Raw genomic sequence first — 16,177 nt, forward strand, 5'->3', positions numbered from 1 at the left:
CACGGGTCACCCGTCGTTCGTGATGTCGAACTCCTTCTCCAACCAGGTGATCGCCCAGATCGAGCTGTTCACCAAGTTCAAGGAGTACGACAACGAGGTCTACCGCCTCCCCAAGGTGCTCGACGAGAAGGTCGCCCGCATCCACCTCGAGGCCCTGGGCGGCGAGCTGACCAAGCTCACCAAGGACCAGGCCGAGTACATCGACGTGGACGTCGAGGGCCCGTTCAAGGCGGACCACTACCGCTACTGATCGCTGCTTTGAGGGGCGCCCCGGTCAGGGGCGCCCCTTTCGCTTTCCGGAAGAAGTCACATGGCGATCCCCGCCGAACTGAAGTCGGCGTTGAACGACATGCGCGCGGTCCGCGCTCGCCGGCCGCAGGGCCCGTCCACCACACGGCAGTACGCGGAGTGGCGGATCGCCATGGCGGTAGCGCTGGAGTCGCTGTCTGCGGTTCTCCCGCTTCCCGCAGATCGGCAGAGGGCGACTGAGGAAGCCGCGGCGGCGCGAGCCGAGGCGTCTTCCATAATTCAGGGGATCAAGTCGCCGCACGCGGACCAGGAGCAGTAGTGGGATTCTTCGGCACCTACGCCTACGAGCACGGTTCCTGGAAGACGCTGTCCGAGGGCGAACTGCCGCCACTCGCGGAGCCGTTCCTGTGGATCGACATCCACGACAGCGACATCACGTCGGTCGTCTACGCGCCCGCGGGTCCCGGCGCAGGCGTCGCCTACCTGGGCCTGACGCCGCGCACCTACTTCGAGAACCCGAACGCGTCCGACCCGACCGACGTCCTGCGCGAGGCCGCGGGACTGGCGGCGTGGTGGGCGCTGTCGAACTCCGGGGACGTTCCGGCCAAGCAGGCGGAGCTGCTCGCGTTCCTCGCGGAGGACGAGGACCCGAACGGGTTCGAGTGGGACGAGTCGGAGGACGTCGACGAGATCGACGACGGGGAGGTGTTCGTCGAGGTCAAGACTCGGCGGTTCCTCGCGGCGCTCGACCTGCCGCTGCCCGACGGGTTGGCTGACGAACGCCCGCCAAGCTGACGCAGGGGTCCCCCGCCAAGGGGACCCCTTCTTTAATTCTTGCAGGTGGCACCGACAATTTTGGTGATCATGAAACCGGCGGCCTCGCTGTGGGGCTGCTGCTTTACGTGAGATACAGCTGCCTGCTGTGGTCTTCCCGCGCTCGGCTGGCGAGATCCGCGACCATCGCGCGCGACTGCGCCTCGCTGAGTGCGACCGCGTCCAAGCGCTTGAAGATCGTTTTGCAGCTTTTGACTCCGGCGGGGTCCTGAACGAACACCTGCGCGATTTCGCAGTCCGTGAACGCCACGGTGCTGCGCTTTTCGTACTCCCACATCGTGTAGCTGGCCATGAAGACTCCGGCCGGACCGCTCGACGCCGACACGACTCGGAGAATGTGGCTCTGGAAGAGCAGCCTCATGAGCTGGTCTTCCATGACCTCGGGACTGCCGACCCTGAGCCGCAACGCGTTCTCGTGAATGAAGTAAGTGCACTGCGGCCGATCATGGCTCCGCAAGAATGCCTGCCGCTCCATCCGGGCGCGAACAGCGACTTTGATCTGGTCTGGCGGGACCACGCCGCGAGCCTCGTACAAGCTCAACGCGTACTCCTCGGACTGCGACAGCCCTGGCATGACGGCCAGGTTGTAGCTGAAGATCTTCTGCGCGCTCGACTCGGCCATCGACAACGTGCCGAGTCTTCCCGGTGCCTGCACGAAGTAGAGGTCGAACGCCGACCGATACCTGTTCAGGAAGTCGGTGATGAACTCTTGGCTGCGGCCGCACCTACCCAGGTACTGGATGATGTCGATCTCGGTGGCGCGCACCTTGCCGTGTTCGATGTTGGAGACCTTGCCGGGATCCCACCCGAGCATTCGGGCGATCCGGCGGCCGCGGAAGGTCGTGAAGCGCTCGCGCACCTGACGCAACTCATCGCCCAGGTCACGGCTGTAGGGAGTGGACGGATCGCCGTTCATGCAAACTGACGTTAGGCGATGGAGGAGAAACAACATCGTGCCCAAACGGGTGGAATTAGGCCTGGCCAGCGTGCCGCACGACGTCGTGCACGAGGACGTGGTCGTGCCGCTCGTCGACGGCGTCCCGCTCACCGACTGGTTCGGCGAAGACGAGTTCAGCGGTGTTCGCCGCGAGGACCTCGAATCCCAGCCGTTCCAGCCCGGCAAGGCGCGGCTGGTGCTCGGCTGTTCCTGCGGCATCGCGGCATGCGGACCGCTGGTCGCCGACATCACCGCCGACCGCGACACGATCATCTGGACGAGGTTCCGTCGGCCGCATCGCGACGGGCACGAGTACGTCGGCATCGGGCCGTGCGTCTTCGACCGGGCGCAGTATGAGAAAGCGCTGCTGGAACTCGGTTGACGTGCGGGTTTTACTGGCCTGGTGCGGACGACCATCATCAAGAAGACCCTGCGCGTGCCGGCCTCCGACGGTGCGCCGGGTGACGGTGCCGCGGTCGCGAGGCAGTTGGACGCCGCGCTGATCAGCTCGGGTTTCAAGGCGTCGCGAGAGCTGCTGGAACACGTCGGCGGGTTGGCCGAGGCCGAGGACTTCGCTGCGGAGATCGTGCGCGCGGTCAAGGAACTCATCGGGGCGCGGGGGCAGCACAACCCGTACTTCAAGGAGTTCCCGCACAACGTGCCGGACACCCTCGCGTTCTGGTGGGAGTGCCTGCGGGACGCGCTGGAGAAGGGCGCCGAGCCGACCAACAACCTGCTCGACCTGCCGAAGTACGGCCGGGTCCAGCACTCCTACGAGGAGATGCTGCGGGCGCACGACGAGTTGATCCCGTCGTTGAAGGACCGCATCACGGTCGTGCACCTCGGTGGCACGCTCGACGAAGAGGTGCGGCGCCTGTTCGAGGAACTCGCCACGAGCCCGATTCCGTTGGCGGAGAACGACAGGGCGTTGCTCGGTGAGCTGGCCGTGCTCTGCGTCGACAGCGAAGTCGAGGTCCCGGTCCGGGAGAACCGCGCGATTCTCAACGCCGCGCGGCTCGTCGCACAGCGCCCACTCCAGGACGTGGACACTGTTACCGACGTGCTGCGGCTCGCGGCGGAGGCGTCCGGGGGAGACGTCACGCTCAAGGAAGCGACGCGATTTCGGTCGTTTCGTCGGCCCGAACGCAGGGCGTTGCTCGGCGCGTTGAACGAGGTCGCGGAGAGCAAGCTCGGCGACGTCAACTCGAACCGCGAGGCGTGGAAGCGTCTTGGCGAGCGGTTGCACCCGCACGAGTACCCGTTCGAGCGGGCGCAGGACGTGTTCGCGGTGGCGCGTGGGGAGAAGGTCGCGCGGTCGTTCGCCGGGCAGGTCGAGATGGCGTTCGCGGAGAACGACACCGAACGTGCGATCGGCATTCTGGCCAAAGCGCCGGGCATGTTGTTGCGGCAGCTCGACAGGCTTCTCCGGCACGGCGCCGAGAACCTCGCTGAGCACGTTGAAGCCGCCGTGCCCGAAGTGTCGAGCAGGGTCCTCATCTCGGTGCTGGAGCACCTGTCGAACCGCACGACGCCGGACGCCGCGCGCGTCTTCGCCAGTCGTGCGCGCCGGGTCTGGATCGCCGACGACGACCGTGAGCCGCTCGATCGCAAGGCCGTCGAGGCGATCGTCGAGGTGGTCGAGAACGAGCTGATCCGCAGGCTGCCGGAGTACTCCGAGCTGGTCGTGGACGACGAGGTGCTCGACGTCGTGGTGCCGGTTTCCGGTACCGAGGAAGGCTTCGGCGTGCTTCCGCGCGGGTCGAAGCTCTGGTTCGGCGGCGACGTGCTGCGGTTCTTCGTGCACTGGCGGCAGCACGTCAAGCGGACCGACTACGACCTGTCCGCGGTGCTGCTCAACGAGAACTTCGAGTACAAGGGACAGGTCTCGTGGACGAACCTCAAGCAGGCCGGTGCCTACTACTCGGGTGACCTGACCGATGCCTCTGACGGCGCGACGGAGTTCATCGACCTGCACCGCGACGCGATGAGGGCGAAGTACGTGGTGCCGCAGGTGAACATCTACTCGGGGGAGGGGTTCGACGAGGTCGCCGAGTCGATGTTCGGGTTCATGAGCCGCGATCTCGACCAGATGGGCAAGCCGTTCGAGCCGAGCACGGTTCGCGCGCGTTCTTCCATGCGTGGCAGGGGAAAGGTCGCGTTGCCGGTGATGTTCGAACGGGAGGGCGACTCCTGGTTCGGCACCTGGCTGCACCTCTACCTGCGCGGCTCGTCGTGGGGCAATCGCGTCGAGGAGAACCGCGACGTCGTGAAGCTGATCGCGGCAGCGGCGTTGCAGCGCAAGTACTTCACCGTGACGCGGCTAAGGGATCTGTTCGTGCGCAAGGGATCCACAAAGGACGCCCCGGTGATCCGCATCGGCTTGACGCAGGACGAAACCGGAGCCGTCACCACGGTGGCAGAACTCGGGAAACTGCTGTCGGACTGACCGGCCTCGCTGCTAACGTGGTCCCAGCGAGGCCATGAGAGAGCTTCCTTCTAACTCTGGAACCGGAATGGTCTTCGGACCGCCGGTCTTTAGCCCTCTCGCTTTCCTCGCCCCTAGCTCCACTCGACGGCGATGCCCGCGATCCCCGGCCCGACGTCGCCGAAGTACGCGCTGACGACGCCGCCGAGCCCGCACACGAGCTCGTCGACGTCGACCGGCGTGGCGTCGGCGGAGGCCAGGAACTGCTTCATGCAGCGCGCGGGCATCGCTCGCCGGTGGAACGAGAGCTGCACGAGGTAAGAGCCGCACGTGTCGCGGAACGTCCGGTGGTGGCCCGGGCTCGCGCTGCCGGTGTCGTCGGCGATCGTGAAGCTGAAGACGTGCTCCTCGCCCGCCGCGAGCCGCCGGTCGAACAGCATCTCCACCGCGAGGTTGCGGGAAGCGCTTTCCCGGCGCAGACGCCCCTGCCGGCAGCCTTCGCCGGATCTCACCATCGCGTTCTCGATCAACGAGCCTTCGTCGCCGTGGTGCATCGCCAGGTACCGGTCCGGCCCCTGCCGCACCGCGCGCACGACCAGCCGTGTGGTGATGGAGCGTTGCTCGCGGTGCATGCCTATCTGGACGGTGTCGTGCACGGAGAGCACTTCGAGGTCGGCGTTGCCTCGTGCCGCTTCTGGTACGGAGTCGAACGTCGCGAGCAACGGCGCGGGATCCGGCCAGGTCGCGACAGGACGTGGCGCGTAGGTGTTCGCGTGGCGCGGGCCGATGAGGTCCAACAAGGACGATGGCGGCAGGCGCAGCACGGTCTCCAGCGCGCGCACTGTGCTGATGGCACGTGGCACCTCGGGATGACGCAGGCCGCGTTGCCAGTACGAGAGTGTCGACTGGCCCACTTGGACACCCAGTTGCTCAAGATGAGCGCGCAGTCGTGCCAGCGAGAGGCCACGGTGGGCGATCGCCTCGCGCAAAGCGCGGTGGAACGGCCCGTAGCGCAGCGTCTCGGCGAGGGGGGTCGGTAAACCCCCAGTCGGGAGCCCGATCGGTTCATCGACCGACCCGGCGTGCCCGGAATCCGCGGCCACCGCGGCACCTACCCTTCACACGCGCCGTGTGACTGTTCACCGTAGTCACTCGTTCTGGTGATCGAAAGCTCGGATTTCGCCCGTGTGGGGGACGTACTGCGGCCGTGTGAGTGGCTGGGGCCGCTCCCGTTAGGGTTTTGGCGTGGGAAAGCTCGTAGTGATCGAAGGCCTCGACGGTGCAGGCAAGCGCACTCTCGCCAACGGATTGACCGAGGCGTTGGCCGCTCAGGGCAGGACCGTGGCCGGCCACGCGTTCCCGCGCTACGGCCAGAGCGTGCACGCGGACCTCGTCCGCGACGGCCTCTACGGCCGGCTCGGCGACCTCAGCGACTCGGTCTACGGGATGGCCGTCCTCTACGCGCTGGACCGGCGCGGCGCGGCTGACGAGATCCGCAAGGACCTCGAAGAGCACGACGTCGTGTTGCTCGATCGGTACGTGGCGTCGAGTGCCGCGTACAGCGCCGCGCGCCTGCACCAGGACGAGCACGGCGAGTTCGTGCGGTGGGTGCGCGAGCTGGAGATCGACCGCTTCGGGCTGCCCGTTCCCGACCTTCACCTGCTGCTGCGCGTGCCCGTGGAGGTCGCGGCCGAGCGGGCGGCCAAGCGCGAGCAGGACGACGATTCGCGGGCCCGCGACATCTACGAATCCGATGGCTCGCTGCAGGCGCGGTGCGGTGTCGTTTACGACGGATTGGCGAACATCGGCTGGCTCGCGCCGTGGCAAGTGGTCGACGGGCGGTCAAACGTGAACTTTCATTCGCTTCTGGAACCGCTCTTCACTCCTTGAGTGGTCGCTCACGTGCGTACCGATTGACACGATCGAGTGTCCGGTACGTCACTCTGAGTGCATAGGGGATTGCGATTTGAAGCGTGTCCTGCAGCGCCCTCCGGTCGGTGTCGCCCGTACGGCGGTCCTGATCGCTGCCGCCCGCGCCACCGAGCGACGTCAGCTCCGACCGCTCTTCGACGACCCGCTGGCCGCTGGACTCGTGGAGGCCGCCGGCTCCGCGAGCGACCTGAACGGCGTGCGCACCCTCGCGGGCGATCACTTCGTCCTGCGCACCCGGTACTTCGACGACGAACTCCTCGGCTCGGCCCTGCCCCAGGTTGTGATCATGGCGGCGGGTCTCGACACAAGAGCGTTCCGGCTGCGGTGGCCGCCGGGCACGACACTCTTCGAACTCGATCTGCCCGAGCTGATCGAGTTCAAGGAGGACGCCCTGCGCGACCAGCTCGCCCAGCCCGCGTGCGAACGCGTCGTCGTCCCGTGCGATCTGCGCGACGACTGGGCGACAGCGCTCATACGTGCCGGGTTCGACCCGAAGAGGCCCACGGCGTGGTTGCTGGAGGGCCTCTTCATGTTTCTGCCGCCGGACGCGGGCGAGCAGATCCTGTACTGGGTGAGCGCGATGTCCGCCCGAGGCAGCACGCTCGCGCTCGAACACGTCAACCACGCCTTCCGCGAGTTGCCGCAGATGAAGGCCGTGCATCAGCGGTTCGACGCGCTGGACGCCCGCTGGCAGTCCGACGTGGAGGACCCGGTCGAGTGGCTCGACGGCTACGGCTGGCACGCCGCGGTGACGCATCAGGTCGACCTGGCCGCGCGGCACGACCGCGCGGTGCCGGCGATCACCGACCCGAGGAAAGTGGGTGACGCGCGCATCTGGTTGGCTTCTGCCGTTCGCACAACCTGACAACACCTGGTAACAAAAGGTGATCCTCGCGCGGATACTCCCGCGACGAACAGGTCAAACGGGGCGAGGTGGGGTACGTGGAACGACAGTTCCGGCCGGTTACCGAACGAGCGCACATCGCCACCAGCAGCAACGGAACGTGGGCGGTGCGCGAACGTGCGACCGGGAGTGCGACGATGTTGAGTATGAAGGCACGCGTGCTCGTCGTCGATGACGACCCCGCCCTGGCGGAGATGCTGACGATCGTGTTGCGCGGGGAGGGCTTCGACACCGCGGTGGTCGCCGACGGTGCCCGTGCCCTGCCCGCGCTGCGCGAGCTCAAGCCCGACCTCGTGCTGCTCGACCTGATGTTGCCGGGCATGAACGGCATCGACGTCTGCAAGGCGATCAGGTCCGAGTCGGGCGTGCCGATCGTGATGCTCACGGCGAAGAGCGACACGGTCGACGTGGTGCTGGGTCTCGAGTCCGGCGCGGACGACTACGTCGTCAAGCCGTTCAAGCCCAAGGAGCTGGTGGCCCGCATCCGGGCTCGCCTGCGGCGCACCGAGGCCGAGCCGTCCGAGGTCCTGCAGATCGGTGACCTCACGATCGACGTCCCCGGCCACGAGGTGTTGCGCGAGGGCAGGCCGATCCAGCTCACGCCGCTGGAGTTCGACCTCCTCGTCGCTCTGGCCCGCAAGCCGCGCCAGGTGTTCACCCGCGAGGTGCTGCTCGAGCAGGTGTGGGGTTACCGCCACGCCGCCGACACGCGCCTGGTGAACGTCCACGTGCAGCGGCTGCGGTCCAAGGTCGAACGGGACCCGGAACACCCCGAGGTGGTGTTGACTGTCCGCGGTGTCGGGTACAAGGCCGGCCCTCCGTGACAGGTGGCGTATGAAGTTCGTTCGGCCGGCCATCGCGAAGGCGCAGCTCCTCGCCGAGGAAGCGCGTAAGCGATGGTCCGCGTTTGGTGACCTCTGGCGTCGTTCGCTGCAGCTGCGCGTCGTCGTGTCCACGCTCGCGCTCTCGTCGGCCGTGGTGTTCGTGCTGGGCATGGTGCTGCAGATGCAGATCACCAACCAGCTGCTGAACACCAAGGAGGATGCCGCGGTGCGCCAGGCCATTGCCTCGCGCAGCCTGATCCAGTCCGATCTGGTCGGTCTGAATCCGGGGCCGGACAGCGTGCAGACGCGGTTCACCAGCGCGATCAACAAGCTCGCCGTCGGTGGCGCCGGCACGGACGCCACGACGGCGGGTGCCGGCGCGTTCGAACCGGTCCTGGCCGACGGGCTGGGTTCCGCCGGCGCCGGGCGCGTGCCGTCCGTCGGCAAGCTCGACGACGTGCCGCGCGGCCTGCGCGAGATGGTCGAGGACGGCGGTTCCGGCACCCAGATCCACACCGTGCAGCGCGACGGCGCGCAGACCACGTTGTTCGTCGTGGGCCTGCCGATCAGCACGTCCGCGCGCTCGATGCAGCTGTACCTGATCTTCCCGCTGACCTCCGAGCAGCGCACGGCCGAGGTCGTGCAGTCGACGCTCGCGGTCGGCGGCATCGTCCTGCTGGTCCTGCTCGCGCTCATCGCGAACCTGGTGACGCGCCAGGTGGTGCGGCCGGTGCGGCAGGCGGCCGAGGTCGCGGAACGGTTCGCGGACGGCACTTTGCACGAACGCATGCACGTCGTAGGCGAGGACGACGTGGCGCGCCTGGCCGAGTCGTTCAACGAGATGGCCGAGTCGATCCAGGCGCAGTTCAAGCAGCTGGAAGAGTTCGGCCAGCTGCAGCGCCGCTTCACCTCGGACGTCTCGCACGAACTGCGCACGCCGTTGACGACGGTGCGCATGGCCGCGGACGTCCTGCACGCCTCGCGCGAACAGTTCCCCGCCGGGCTCGCCCGTTCCACCGAACTCCTGGTCGACGAGCTCGACCGGTTCGAGTCGCTGCTGGGCGACCTGCTGGAGATCTCCCGCCTGGACGCCGGCGTCGAGGAACTCACCGCCGACCAGGTCGACATCCGCGTGCTGGCGCGCCGGGCGCACGACTCGGTGCGCGCGATCTCGACGAGCGCCGGGTCGCCGGTGGTGCTGGACCTGCCGGACGACGAACTCGTCGCCGAGCTCGATTCCCGCCGCGTGGAACGGATTCTGCGCAACCTGCTGGCGAACGCCATCGACCACGGCGAGGGCCAGCCGGTCGAACTCACCATGCGCGGCAACGCCGACGCCGTCGCGATCACCGTGCGGGACCACGGCGTCGGCCTGCGCCAGGGCGAGGCCGACCTGGTGTTCAGCCGCTTCTGGCGCGCCGACCCGTCGCGCAACCGCCGCACCGGCGGCACCGGTCTCGGTCTGTCGATCTCGCTGGAGGACGCCCGGTTGCACGGCGGCTGGCTGGAGGCGTGGGGCGAGCCCGGCCACGGTGCCGTGTTCCGTTTGACGTTGCCCCGCAGGCACGGCGAGGAACTGCGCGAAAGCCCGCTGCCGCTGGCGCCCGCGATCCAGCTGGAACCCGTCACGGTGGTGGAGGAGCCGATCGCCGACGAGGAGCCCGGCGAGATCGAGCTGCGGCCCGAGGAGATCACCTGGCAGCCCGCCGAGCCCGTCGACGGGACTCCGGCGGACAAAGCGGCGAACGAGGTTTCGGAGGAAGTGCGGTGAAGCGGCTGTCGTTGCTGGTGCTCGTCCTCGTGACCCTGACCGGGTGCGCCGCGATCCCGACGAACACCCAGCCGAAACCGATCGGGTCGAAGGACAGCAAGGCGTCCAACACCCCCGCCGCGCCCGAACCGCGCCAGAACATCGACCCGTTCATGCTCGTGCGCGACTTCTTGAACGCGACGGCGAACCCGGACAGCGACTACGCGGCGGCCCGCGCGTTCATGACGCCTGAGGCCAACAAGAACTGGGACACCAAGAACCCCACGATCATCGAGACCGGCTTCTCCACCGTGCCGACCTCGCAGGCGGCGCAGGACAAGACGCAGACCGTTCTCCTGCAAGGCAACTACGTCGGGCGGCTGGGCAGCGACAACGCGTTCGTGCCGCAGCTCGGCGAGTTCCGCATCCCGGTGAAGGTCGAGCGCGCCAGCGACAACCAGTGGCGGATCTCCGAGCCGCCGCTCGGCGTCTACATGCCGCAGAACCTGTTCAACACCACCTACCGCCGCGTGACCCTGTACTTCTACAACCCCGAGTTCACCGTGCTGGTGCCGGATCCGCGCTACGTCGTGATCCCGCCGGCGACGAGCATCCCGACGCGCGTCACCGAGCTGCTGATCGCGGGCCCCGGTGACGCGGTGCGCGACACGCTGGTGAGCGCGCTCGGCACGGAGACCGAGAAGTTCTCGGACACCAAGGAGTCCGACGACGGCGCGTTGGAGGTGAACCTCACCAACGTGGGCAAGGACCTGACGCCGGAGAAGCGCAAGCAGATCGTGGCGCAGGTCGTGAAGTCGTACTCGGGCGTCACCTCGTCGCGGGTGCGCGTGCTCGTCGACGGCCAGCAGATACTGCCGGACCAGCGCGACTACCGGCCGTCCGACGTGTCGGCGACCGCGGGTGAGACGTTGCTGGCGCTGAACGCGAACCTCCAGGGCATGCTCGTGACGGACGGGTCGATCCGCTCGCTCACCGACGGCAACCCGATCAAGGGCCCCGCCGGCGCGGGCACTTACGGCGCTGTGTCGGCCGCGCAGTCCCTGGACGGCTCACGGCTCGCCGTGGTGTCGCGTGAGGGCGGCGGAATGCGTTTGCGCGTGGGTGAGCTGGAGCAGGACCTGTCCGAAGTGGACCAGCGCGCGACCACGCTCTCCAGGCCGACGTGGCAACTCTCGACCGGCCAGGGCACCGAGGTCTGGACGGCCGTCGACGGCAACTCGGTCGCCCGCGTGACCCGTTCCGACAACGGCAGCTGGACCGCCAAGGGCGTCAACATCACCGAGATCATGCCGTTCGGCTCGATCAGCGAACTGCGCCTCTCCCGCGACGGCACGAGGGCCGCGCTGGTGATCGCCGGCAAGCTCTACATCGCGTCGGTGGTGCGCGACAACCAGGACGTGTCCCTGCGCTCACCCCGGCAGCTGCAGCCGTCGATCCTGGCCGCGTCCGTGCAGTCGATCGACTGGCTCTCCCAGGACGTGCTGGTCGTCTCCTCCTCGCTGCCCGCGTGGCCGGTCACCAAGGTCTACACCGACGGCTACAAGATGGACCGCTACAGCCAGTCGAACCTCACCGTGCCGGTGGGTTCGGTGGCGGCGGCCGCGGCACGTCAGGTGCAGGTGGTCGACTCTTCCGGGCTGTGGTCGGCATCGGACATCACCGATGTGTGGAAGTCGAGCGCGATCCGGGTGCCGTCGGGCGCGCTGGTGTTCTACCCGGGCTGATCCGGACGGGGTTCGCGCGGTTGGGCTGAGGCTGGCCGGGTTCAGGTTTGTGGGCTGTCGCGGTGGGCTGTCGGCAGCTTGGTTCAGGTGGCTGGGTTGTCGGCAGCGGGCTGACGTCGGTGGGCTGACGTCGGTGGGCTGACGTCGGTGGGCTGACGTCGGTGGGCTGACGTCGGTGGGCTGACGTCGGTGGGCTGACGTCGGTGGGCTGACGTCGGTGGGCTGACGTCGGTGGGCTGACGCGGAACTGGTCGATGGCAGATGGGTTGCCGCAGTTGGACTGACGGCAGCCGGCTGCAGGTGGTCGGGCTTACGTCGGCGGGCCTGATCCGGACTGGGCTCGCGCGGTTGGGCCGATGCCAACCGGATTCAGGCGGACGGGGCCGGCGGCAGTGGACTGACGCCTGCGGGCTGTCGGCAGCGGCCAATGAGGGCGGGCTGATGCCGGTGGGCTGATGCGAGTGGGTCGGCGAGGTTGGGCCGACTCGGGCCAGGGCCGGCGCGGGCCGGTGTGGCGGCGGCAGGTGCGCGAGCTCTGTGCGGGCCGACAGGCCCACGCGGTTGGCCCGCGTCGGCGCTTCCGGACTGACGGCAGCGAGCCGTCGTAGCCGACTTGCCGGCAGCGAGCCGTTGTACCGGCTTGCCAACGCAGCGACCGGCTTGCCAACGCAGCGACCGGCTTGCCGAGGCAGCGAGCTGTCGCGGTTGGGCTGCCGACGGCGCGCAGGCTGCGTTTCCAGGTGCCCGGCGAAGTCCGCGGCCCTACTGCCCTGGCCGGTGTGGCTGGGCCGAGGTCAGCACGAGCACAGCGTTCGTGCGCACCCCCGCCTGCCGTAAGGCACGCACGCAGGCCGAGGCCGTGGCACCGGTGGTGATCACGTCGTCCAGCAGCACCGTGGTGCCTGGTGGCGCCGGACCGCGGACCTCCACCCGCCCCGCGAGGTTGCGTTTGCGCGCGATCGCGGTCAGGCCCACGGAATCGGCCACGCCCGGCGCCAGCCGGAGGATCGGTGCGACGGTGGCGATGTCCGTTTCCTGTGCGATTCGGAGCATGTGGTCGCCGCCGCGGTTGCGCGCGGCGCTGCGGCGGGAGGGCGCTGGGATGAGCGTCCACGGTGGAGGGCCGATCGCCACCAGGGTGGCCGCGACCAAGGCGCCGAACCACGCTGCAAGGGCTCGTGCGCCCCGTTCCTTGAAGGCGAGCACCAGTTCCCTTGCGGTGCCGTGATAGGCCGCCAGCGTCCACACAGGCGGCCCCACGCCGGGCACCTGGAGTCGTGCGGGCGGGCCGAAGCCGGCGAGGCACGTGGCGCAGCAGGCGGTGCCGGCGACGCCGCAGCCGGAGCAGGTGGGCGGGAGGAGCAGGTCGAGAGCTGTCATGGGATCAGGATGGCGGCGAGGTCTGACAGAAAATCGCGGCCGGGACCGAAACAAGACACCGGAGGAGCTCAGCGGGGACTTTCGGCACCGCCCACAAGGGTGAAGTTGGGGTGACGATGTCGATCTCCGGCACGGTCGTGGCGCGCGAAAACCCGCTGCTCGGCGCGCGTTCTGTGACGACGTCCCAAGATCTTGTAACTCGTTTCGCCCCGTTTGTCCCAACCTCTGTTGAGCGGACGTTTCAGAACTGAGGCGTCCGCACGTCACGTCGTCGATCAAGGCCTTGCCCTGGGCGGCGATCGCCTCCTGGGGTGACCCGTGGACGGGCCCCTCGCGCCGCCCTGAGTTAACGATTATTCACGTATGGAGCTGACCAGCGGTTATTCATTGGAATGCTGGTACGTCCCGTCGCGATGGTGATCGACTGCCTTGTCCTGCATTGGGCGAAATCCACCGTTCGGGCGGGCGTGACAGGGCCGTGATCGGGTATCGGGGCCGCACGGTTGGGTTGCAAGAAGTGCGGTAAGCGTCCACGGAGTGGTTCGGAATCGATCTCTTCCAGGTTTCGGGAACATGACGCGGGGGCCGCCCGTTGGCTGGGTATGAGGCGGCGACTGGACCCGTTCGACGCAGCGAGGCTGCCGTCGAGTGCCGGTTCGGCCGTGCGCCGTTCGGGTGAGCCAGGGGCTGTCGGGTTTGGTTCGGAGCACGCTCGGGAAACGCTTGGCAACGCGCTGTCGTCGCGCTGCGTAGTCACCAAAAAATCTCGTCGTTCCCCCGGCAAGGGGGCTTACGCGACGGTGAATCCCAAGCTAACGTGCACCGCTATCAGCGTTCCCGGCCCTCGGGGAGGAGGCGAACAGCCCATGATCCTGGCGCCGTGAGAGCTGAGGGAGACGACCCTCTGCGACACATCCGCGATCCAAGATCGCCACGGCGCTTTAAAGCAGTCCAGCCATAGCTCGCAGCAAAGCGAGGGAGGTCGTGTATGGACATCGTCGTTAAGGGCCGCAACGTCGAGGTGCCCGATCACTACAGGGTTCACGTCGCCGAAAAGCTGGCCCGGCTTGAGCGCTACGACCGCAAGGTCATCCGCTACGACGTGGAACTTTTCCACGAGCCGAACCGCCGCCAGTCGAAGAACTGCCAGCGGGTCGAAATCACCGGCAAGGGACGTGGACCTGTGGTCCGTTCCGAAGCCTGCGCGGGTGACTTCTACGCCGCGCTCGATTCTGCGGTCGCGAAGCTCGAGAACCGTCTGCGTCGGTCACACGACCGCAGGCGCGTCCACCACGGGGCCCGCGCCCCGATCTCGGTGGCCGAAGCGACAAGCGGACTGGTCGACCAGTCCGCCGGCGAAAGCATGACGTCGCGCCGCGCCAAGACCGCGGTGCTCGACGCACCCGAGGCCGACTACGAGGGCATGGCGGAAGTGCCCGCGCAGCGTTGGGACGACGGCCTCGAAGACAAGTTGCCCGGACGCGTCGTACGCGAGAAGGAGCACGCCGCCAAACCGATGACCGTCGACCAGGCCCTCTACGAGATGGAACTGGTCGGACACGACTTCTACCTGTTCGCAGACACCGAGTGCGGACGCCCGAGCGTCGTCTACCGCCGGAAGGGATTCGACTACGGCGTGATCAGGCTGGCCTGACCGCCCACCACGTTCCTTCGACCGCCGCCGCCCCGCACCCCTCGCGTGCGGGGCGGCGGCGTGCGTCTACGGCACTCGCTGGTCACCGTGGTGGTGCGGATTTCGGCCCTTTTGGCAGCCGAAACACCCGCTGCGGTCGGGTTGTGCGAACGGCGTACAAGTGTCGGGCCTACCCGACTCCCGACCAGGTTGAGCTTCTCAACCGCACGTTCGGGTGCGTGCGTCTGGTGTGGAACAAGACCCTGGCCGAGCGGAGTCGCCGCTACCGAGTCGAGGGCGTCCGCGCCTCGTATCGCGAAACCGACGCCGCGCTGACCGGTTGGAAGCGGTCTGAGGAACTCGCATTTCTGTCCGAGGTGTCTTCCGTGCCGTTGCAGCAGACGCCGCGTCACCAGCACACGGCGTTTCGGAACTTCTTCGCCGGACGTGCGCGGTATCCGAGGTTCAAGACGCGAGCAAGTCGCCAGAGCGCGCACTACACGCGTTCGGCATTTCGAGTGCGCGACGGAGCGTTGACTCTCGCCAGGACCAACGAGCCCCTGAGGTTCGTGTGGTCGTTCGACGAGGCCAGCCTCGTGACTTTGAATCCCACGATGGTCGTGATCTCCCGTGAGCCTGACGGCCGTTGGTATGTGACGTTCGCCGTCGACGTCACGGCAGTCGCGCCGCTCGACACCACTGCCAGTGCTATCGGTGTGGATCTCGGTTTGACCCACCTGCTGGTGACCAGCGATGGCGAGCGGATCGCCAACCCGCGGCACCTGGCTCGCAAGGCGCGGAACCTGGCTCGCTACCAGCGACGGTTGGCCCGCTGCAGACCAGGGAGCCGAAATCGCCGCAGGGCCAAGCTCAAGGTCGACCGCGCTCACCGCAAGGTCCGCAACGCGCGGCGTGACTTCCTGCACCGCACAACCACGGCGCTGGTTCGCTCGGCGCAGACCATCGCGATAGAAGATCTCAACGTCGCGGGGATGGTCCGCAACCGCCACCTCGCCCGAGCGATCTCGGACGCGAGCTGGGGTGAGTTCCGGCGGCAGTTGGAGTACAAGTGCGACCGCGCGGGTCGCACACTGGTCGTGATCGACCGCTGGTTTCCGTCGAGCAAGACCTGCTCCACCTGCGGCCGCCGGCTGGCGGATCTGGCTCTGTCCACCCGGCACTGGACGTGTCCGGGATGTCGCACCCGGCACGACCGGGACGTCAATGCGGCGAAGAACATCCTTGCGGCTGGTCTAGCCGTGGTCCGGGGTGCCCCCGGCGATGTCTGCGGAGCTGATGTCAGACGGCGAGGGTCTTCCCTGCCGCTGTCGGCGACGAAACAGGAAGTCCGTGCCGCGAGGCACAGCGGTTGAACGCTCTCCGCCACGAGGCGGGTGGGAATCTCCGTCTTTCGGGGCAGGGAGAAGTCAACGTCAAGGTGAAATCGGCCGGACCAGGAACCTTTACGCCGTCCTCATACGTTCTCCACACCAGTAGCCGAGGTGGGGGCTCCGGCAACAGGTGGCCTGGGAAGATCGCAGAAACGGCACCTGACCTGCGCAGA

At 67.7% G+C, this 16,177-nt stretch carries 15 protein-coding genes; 12 read left to right on the forward strand and 3 right to left on the reverse strand.

What is annotated here, in order from left to right:
* The 3 genes from SK854_RS12300 to SK854_RS12310 all read left to right on the forward strand — a co-directional run.
* Window positions 1–250 (forward strand): adenosylhomocysteinase (locus tag SK854_RS12300; protein WP_319975198.1); only part of this gene is annotated, 250 nt, incomplete at its 5' end.
* 60 nt (window positions 251–310) lie between these two features.
* The gene (locus SK854_RS12305) at window positions 311–568 is read left to right on the forward strand and encodes a hypothetical protein (RefSeq protein ID WP_319975199.1); all 258 of its coding nucleotides are present in this window, start codon (window positions 311–313) and stop codon (window positions 566–568) included.
* Window positions 568–1,044 (forward strand): hypothetical protein, encoded by a 477-nt coding sequence (locus SK854_RS12310; RefSeq protein ID WP_319975200.1) that lies wholly within the window; start codon window positions 568–570, stop codon window positions 1,042–1,044. The genes SK854_RS12305 and SK854_RS12310 overlap by 1 nt, the downstream gene beginning before the upstream one ends.
* Window positions 1,045–1,147: 103 nt before the next feature.
* Here the strand turns inward: SK854_RS12310 and SK854_RS12315 are convergent, their stop codons facing one another.
* On the reverse strand, window positions 1,148–2,035 hold the full coding sequence (locus SK854_RS12315) for a DUF5753 domain-containing protein (protein WP_319975201.1): 888 nt from the start codon (window positions 2,033–2,035) through the stop codon (window positions 1,148–1,150).
* Between the two features lies 1 nt (window position 2,036).
* Between SK854_RS12315 and SK854_RS12320 the strand changes: the two genes are divergently transcribed.
* Entirely contained in the window at window positions 2,037–2,402 is a 366-nt protein-coding gene (locus SK854_RS12320) for a hypothetical protein (RefSeq protein ID WP_319975202.1), read from the forward strand.
* A gap of 21 nt (window positions 2,403–2,423) precedes the next feature.
* Window positions 2,424–4,466 carry a TerD family protein gene (locus tag SK854_RS12325; protein WP_319975203.1) on the forward strand — a complete coding sequence of 681 codons (2,043 nt, stop codon included), beginning with the start codon at window positions 2,424–2,426 and terminating at the stop codon, window positions 4,464–4,466.
* A 113-nt stretch (window positions 4,467–4,579) separates the two neighbouring features.
* Here the strand turns inward: SK854_RS12325 and SK854_RS12330 are convergent, their stop codons facing one another.
* Window positions 4,580–5,359, reverse strand: coding sequence for a Rossmann-fold NAD(P)-binding domain-containing protein (locus tag SK854_RS12330; RefSeq protein ID WP_319975204.1), 780 nt, complete (start codon window positions 5,357–5,359; stop codon window positions 4,580–4,582).
* 331 nt (window positions 5,360–5,690) lie between these two features.
* On the opposite strand from SK854_RS12330, the gene SK854_RS12335 reads away from it, so the two are divergent.
* The 5 genes from SK854_RS12335 to SK854_RS12355 all read left to right on the forward strand — a co-directional run bounded on the left by SK854_RS12335 (window position 5,691) and on the right by SK854_RS12355 (window position 11,600).
* The gene (locus tag SK854_RS12335) at window positions 5,691–6,335 is read left to right on the forward strand and encodes a dTMP kinase (protein WP_319975205.1); all 645 of its coding nucleotides are present in this window, start codon (window positions 5,691–5,693) and stop codon (window positions 6,333–6,335) included.
* A gap of 76 nt (window positions 6,336–6,411) precedes the next feature.
* Window positions 6,412–7,242, forward strand: coding sequence for an SAM-dependent methyltransferase (locus SK854_RS12340; RefSeq protein ID WP_319975206.1), 831 nt, complete (start codon window positions 6,412–6,414; stop codon window positions 7,240–7,242).
* A 185-nt stretch (window positions 7,243–7,427) separates the two neighbouring features.
* On the forward strand, window positions 7,428–8,105 hold the full coding sequence (gene mtrA / locus SK854_RS12345) for an MtrAB system response regulator MtrA (protein ID WP_030471262.1): 678 nt from the start codon (window positions 7,428–7,430) through the stop codon (window positions 8,103–8,105).
* 10 nt (window positions 8,106–8,115) lie between these two features.
* On the forward strand, window positions 8,116–9,876 hold the full coding sequence (gene mtrB / locus SK854_RS12350) for an MtrAB system histidine kinase MtrB (protein WP_319975207.1): 1,761 nt from the start codon (window positions 8,116–8,118) through the stop codon (window positions 9,874–9,876).
* Window positions 9,873–11,600 carry an LpqB family beta-propeller domain-containing protein gene (locus SK854_RS12355; RefSeq protein ID WP_319975208.1) on the forward strand — a complete coding sequence of 576 codons (1,728 nt, stop codon included), beginning with the start codon at window positions 9,873–9,875 and terminating at the stop codon, window positions 11,598–11,600. Before mtrB ends, SK854_RS12355 begins: the two co-directional genes overlap by 4 nt.
* A gap of 762 nt (window positions 11,601–12,362) precedes the next feature.
* Here the strand turns inward: SK854_RS12355 and SK854_RS12360 are convergent.
* Entirely contained in the window at window positions 12,363–12,980 is a 618-nt protein-coding gene (locus SK854_RS12360) for a ComF family protein (RefSeq protein ID WP_319975209.1), read from the reverse strand.
* Between the two features lie 988 nt (window positions 12,981–13,968).
* Here SK854_RS12360 and hpf point away from each other — a divergent pair.
* A complete protein-coding gene (gene hpf / locus SK854_RS12365) occupies window positions 13,969–14,634 on the forward strand; it encodes a ribosome hibernation-promoting factor, HPF/YfiA family (protein ID WP_319975210.1) in 666 nt (221 codons plus the stop codon).
* Window positions 14,635–14,777: 143 nt separating this feature from the next.
* The gene (locus SK854_RS12370; RefSeq protein ID WP_319975211.1) at window positions 14,778–15,986 is read left to right on the forward strand and encodes an RNA-guided endonuclease InsQ/TnpB family protein; all 1,209 of its coding nucleotides are present in this window, start codon (window positions 14,778–14,780) and stop codon (window positions 15,984–15,986) included.
* Window positions 15,987–16,177 lie beyond the last annotated feature (191 nt).

This window comes from Lentzea sokolovensis (assembly GCF_033949975.1).
Classification (GTDB): Bacteria; Actinomycetota; Actinomycetes; order Mycobacteriales; family Pseudonocardiaceae; genus Lentzea; species Lentzea sokolovensis.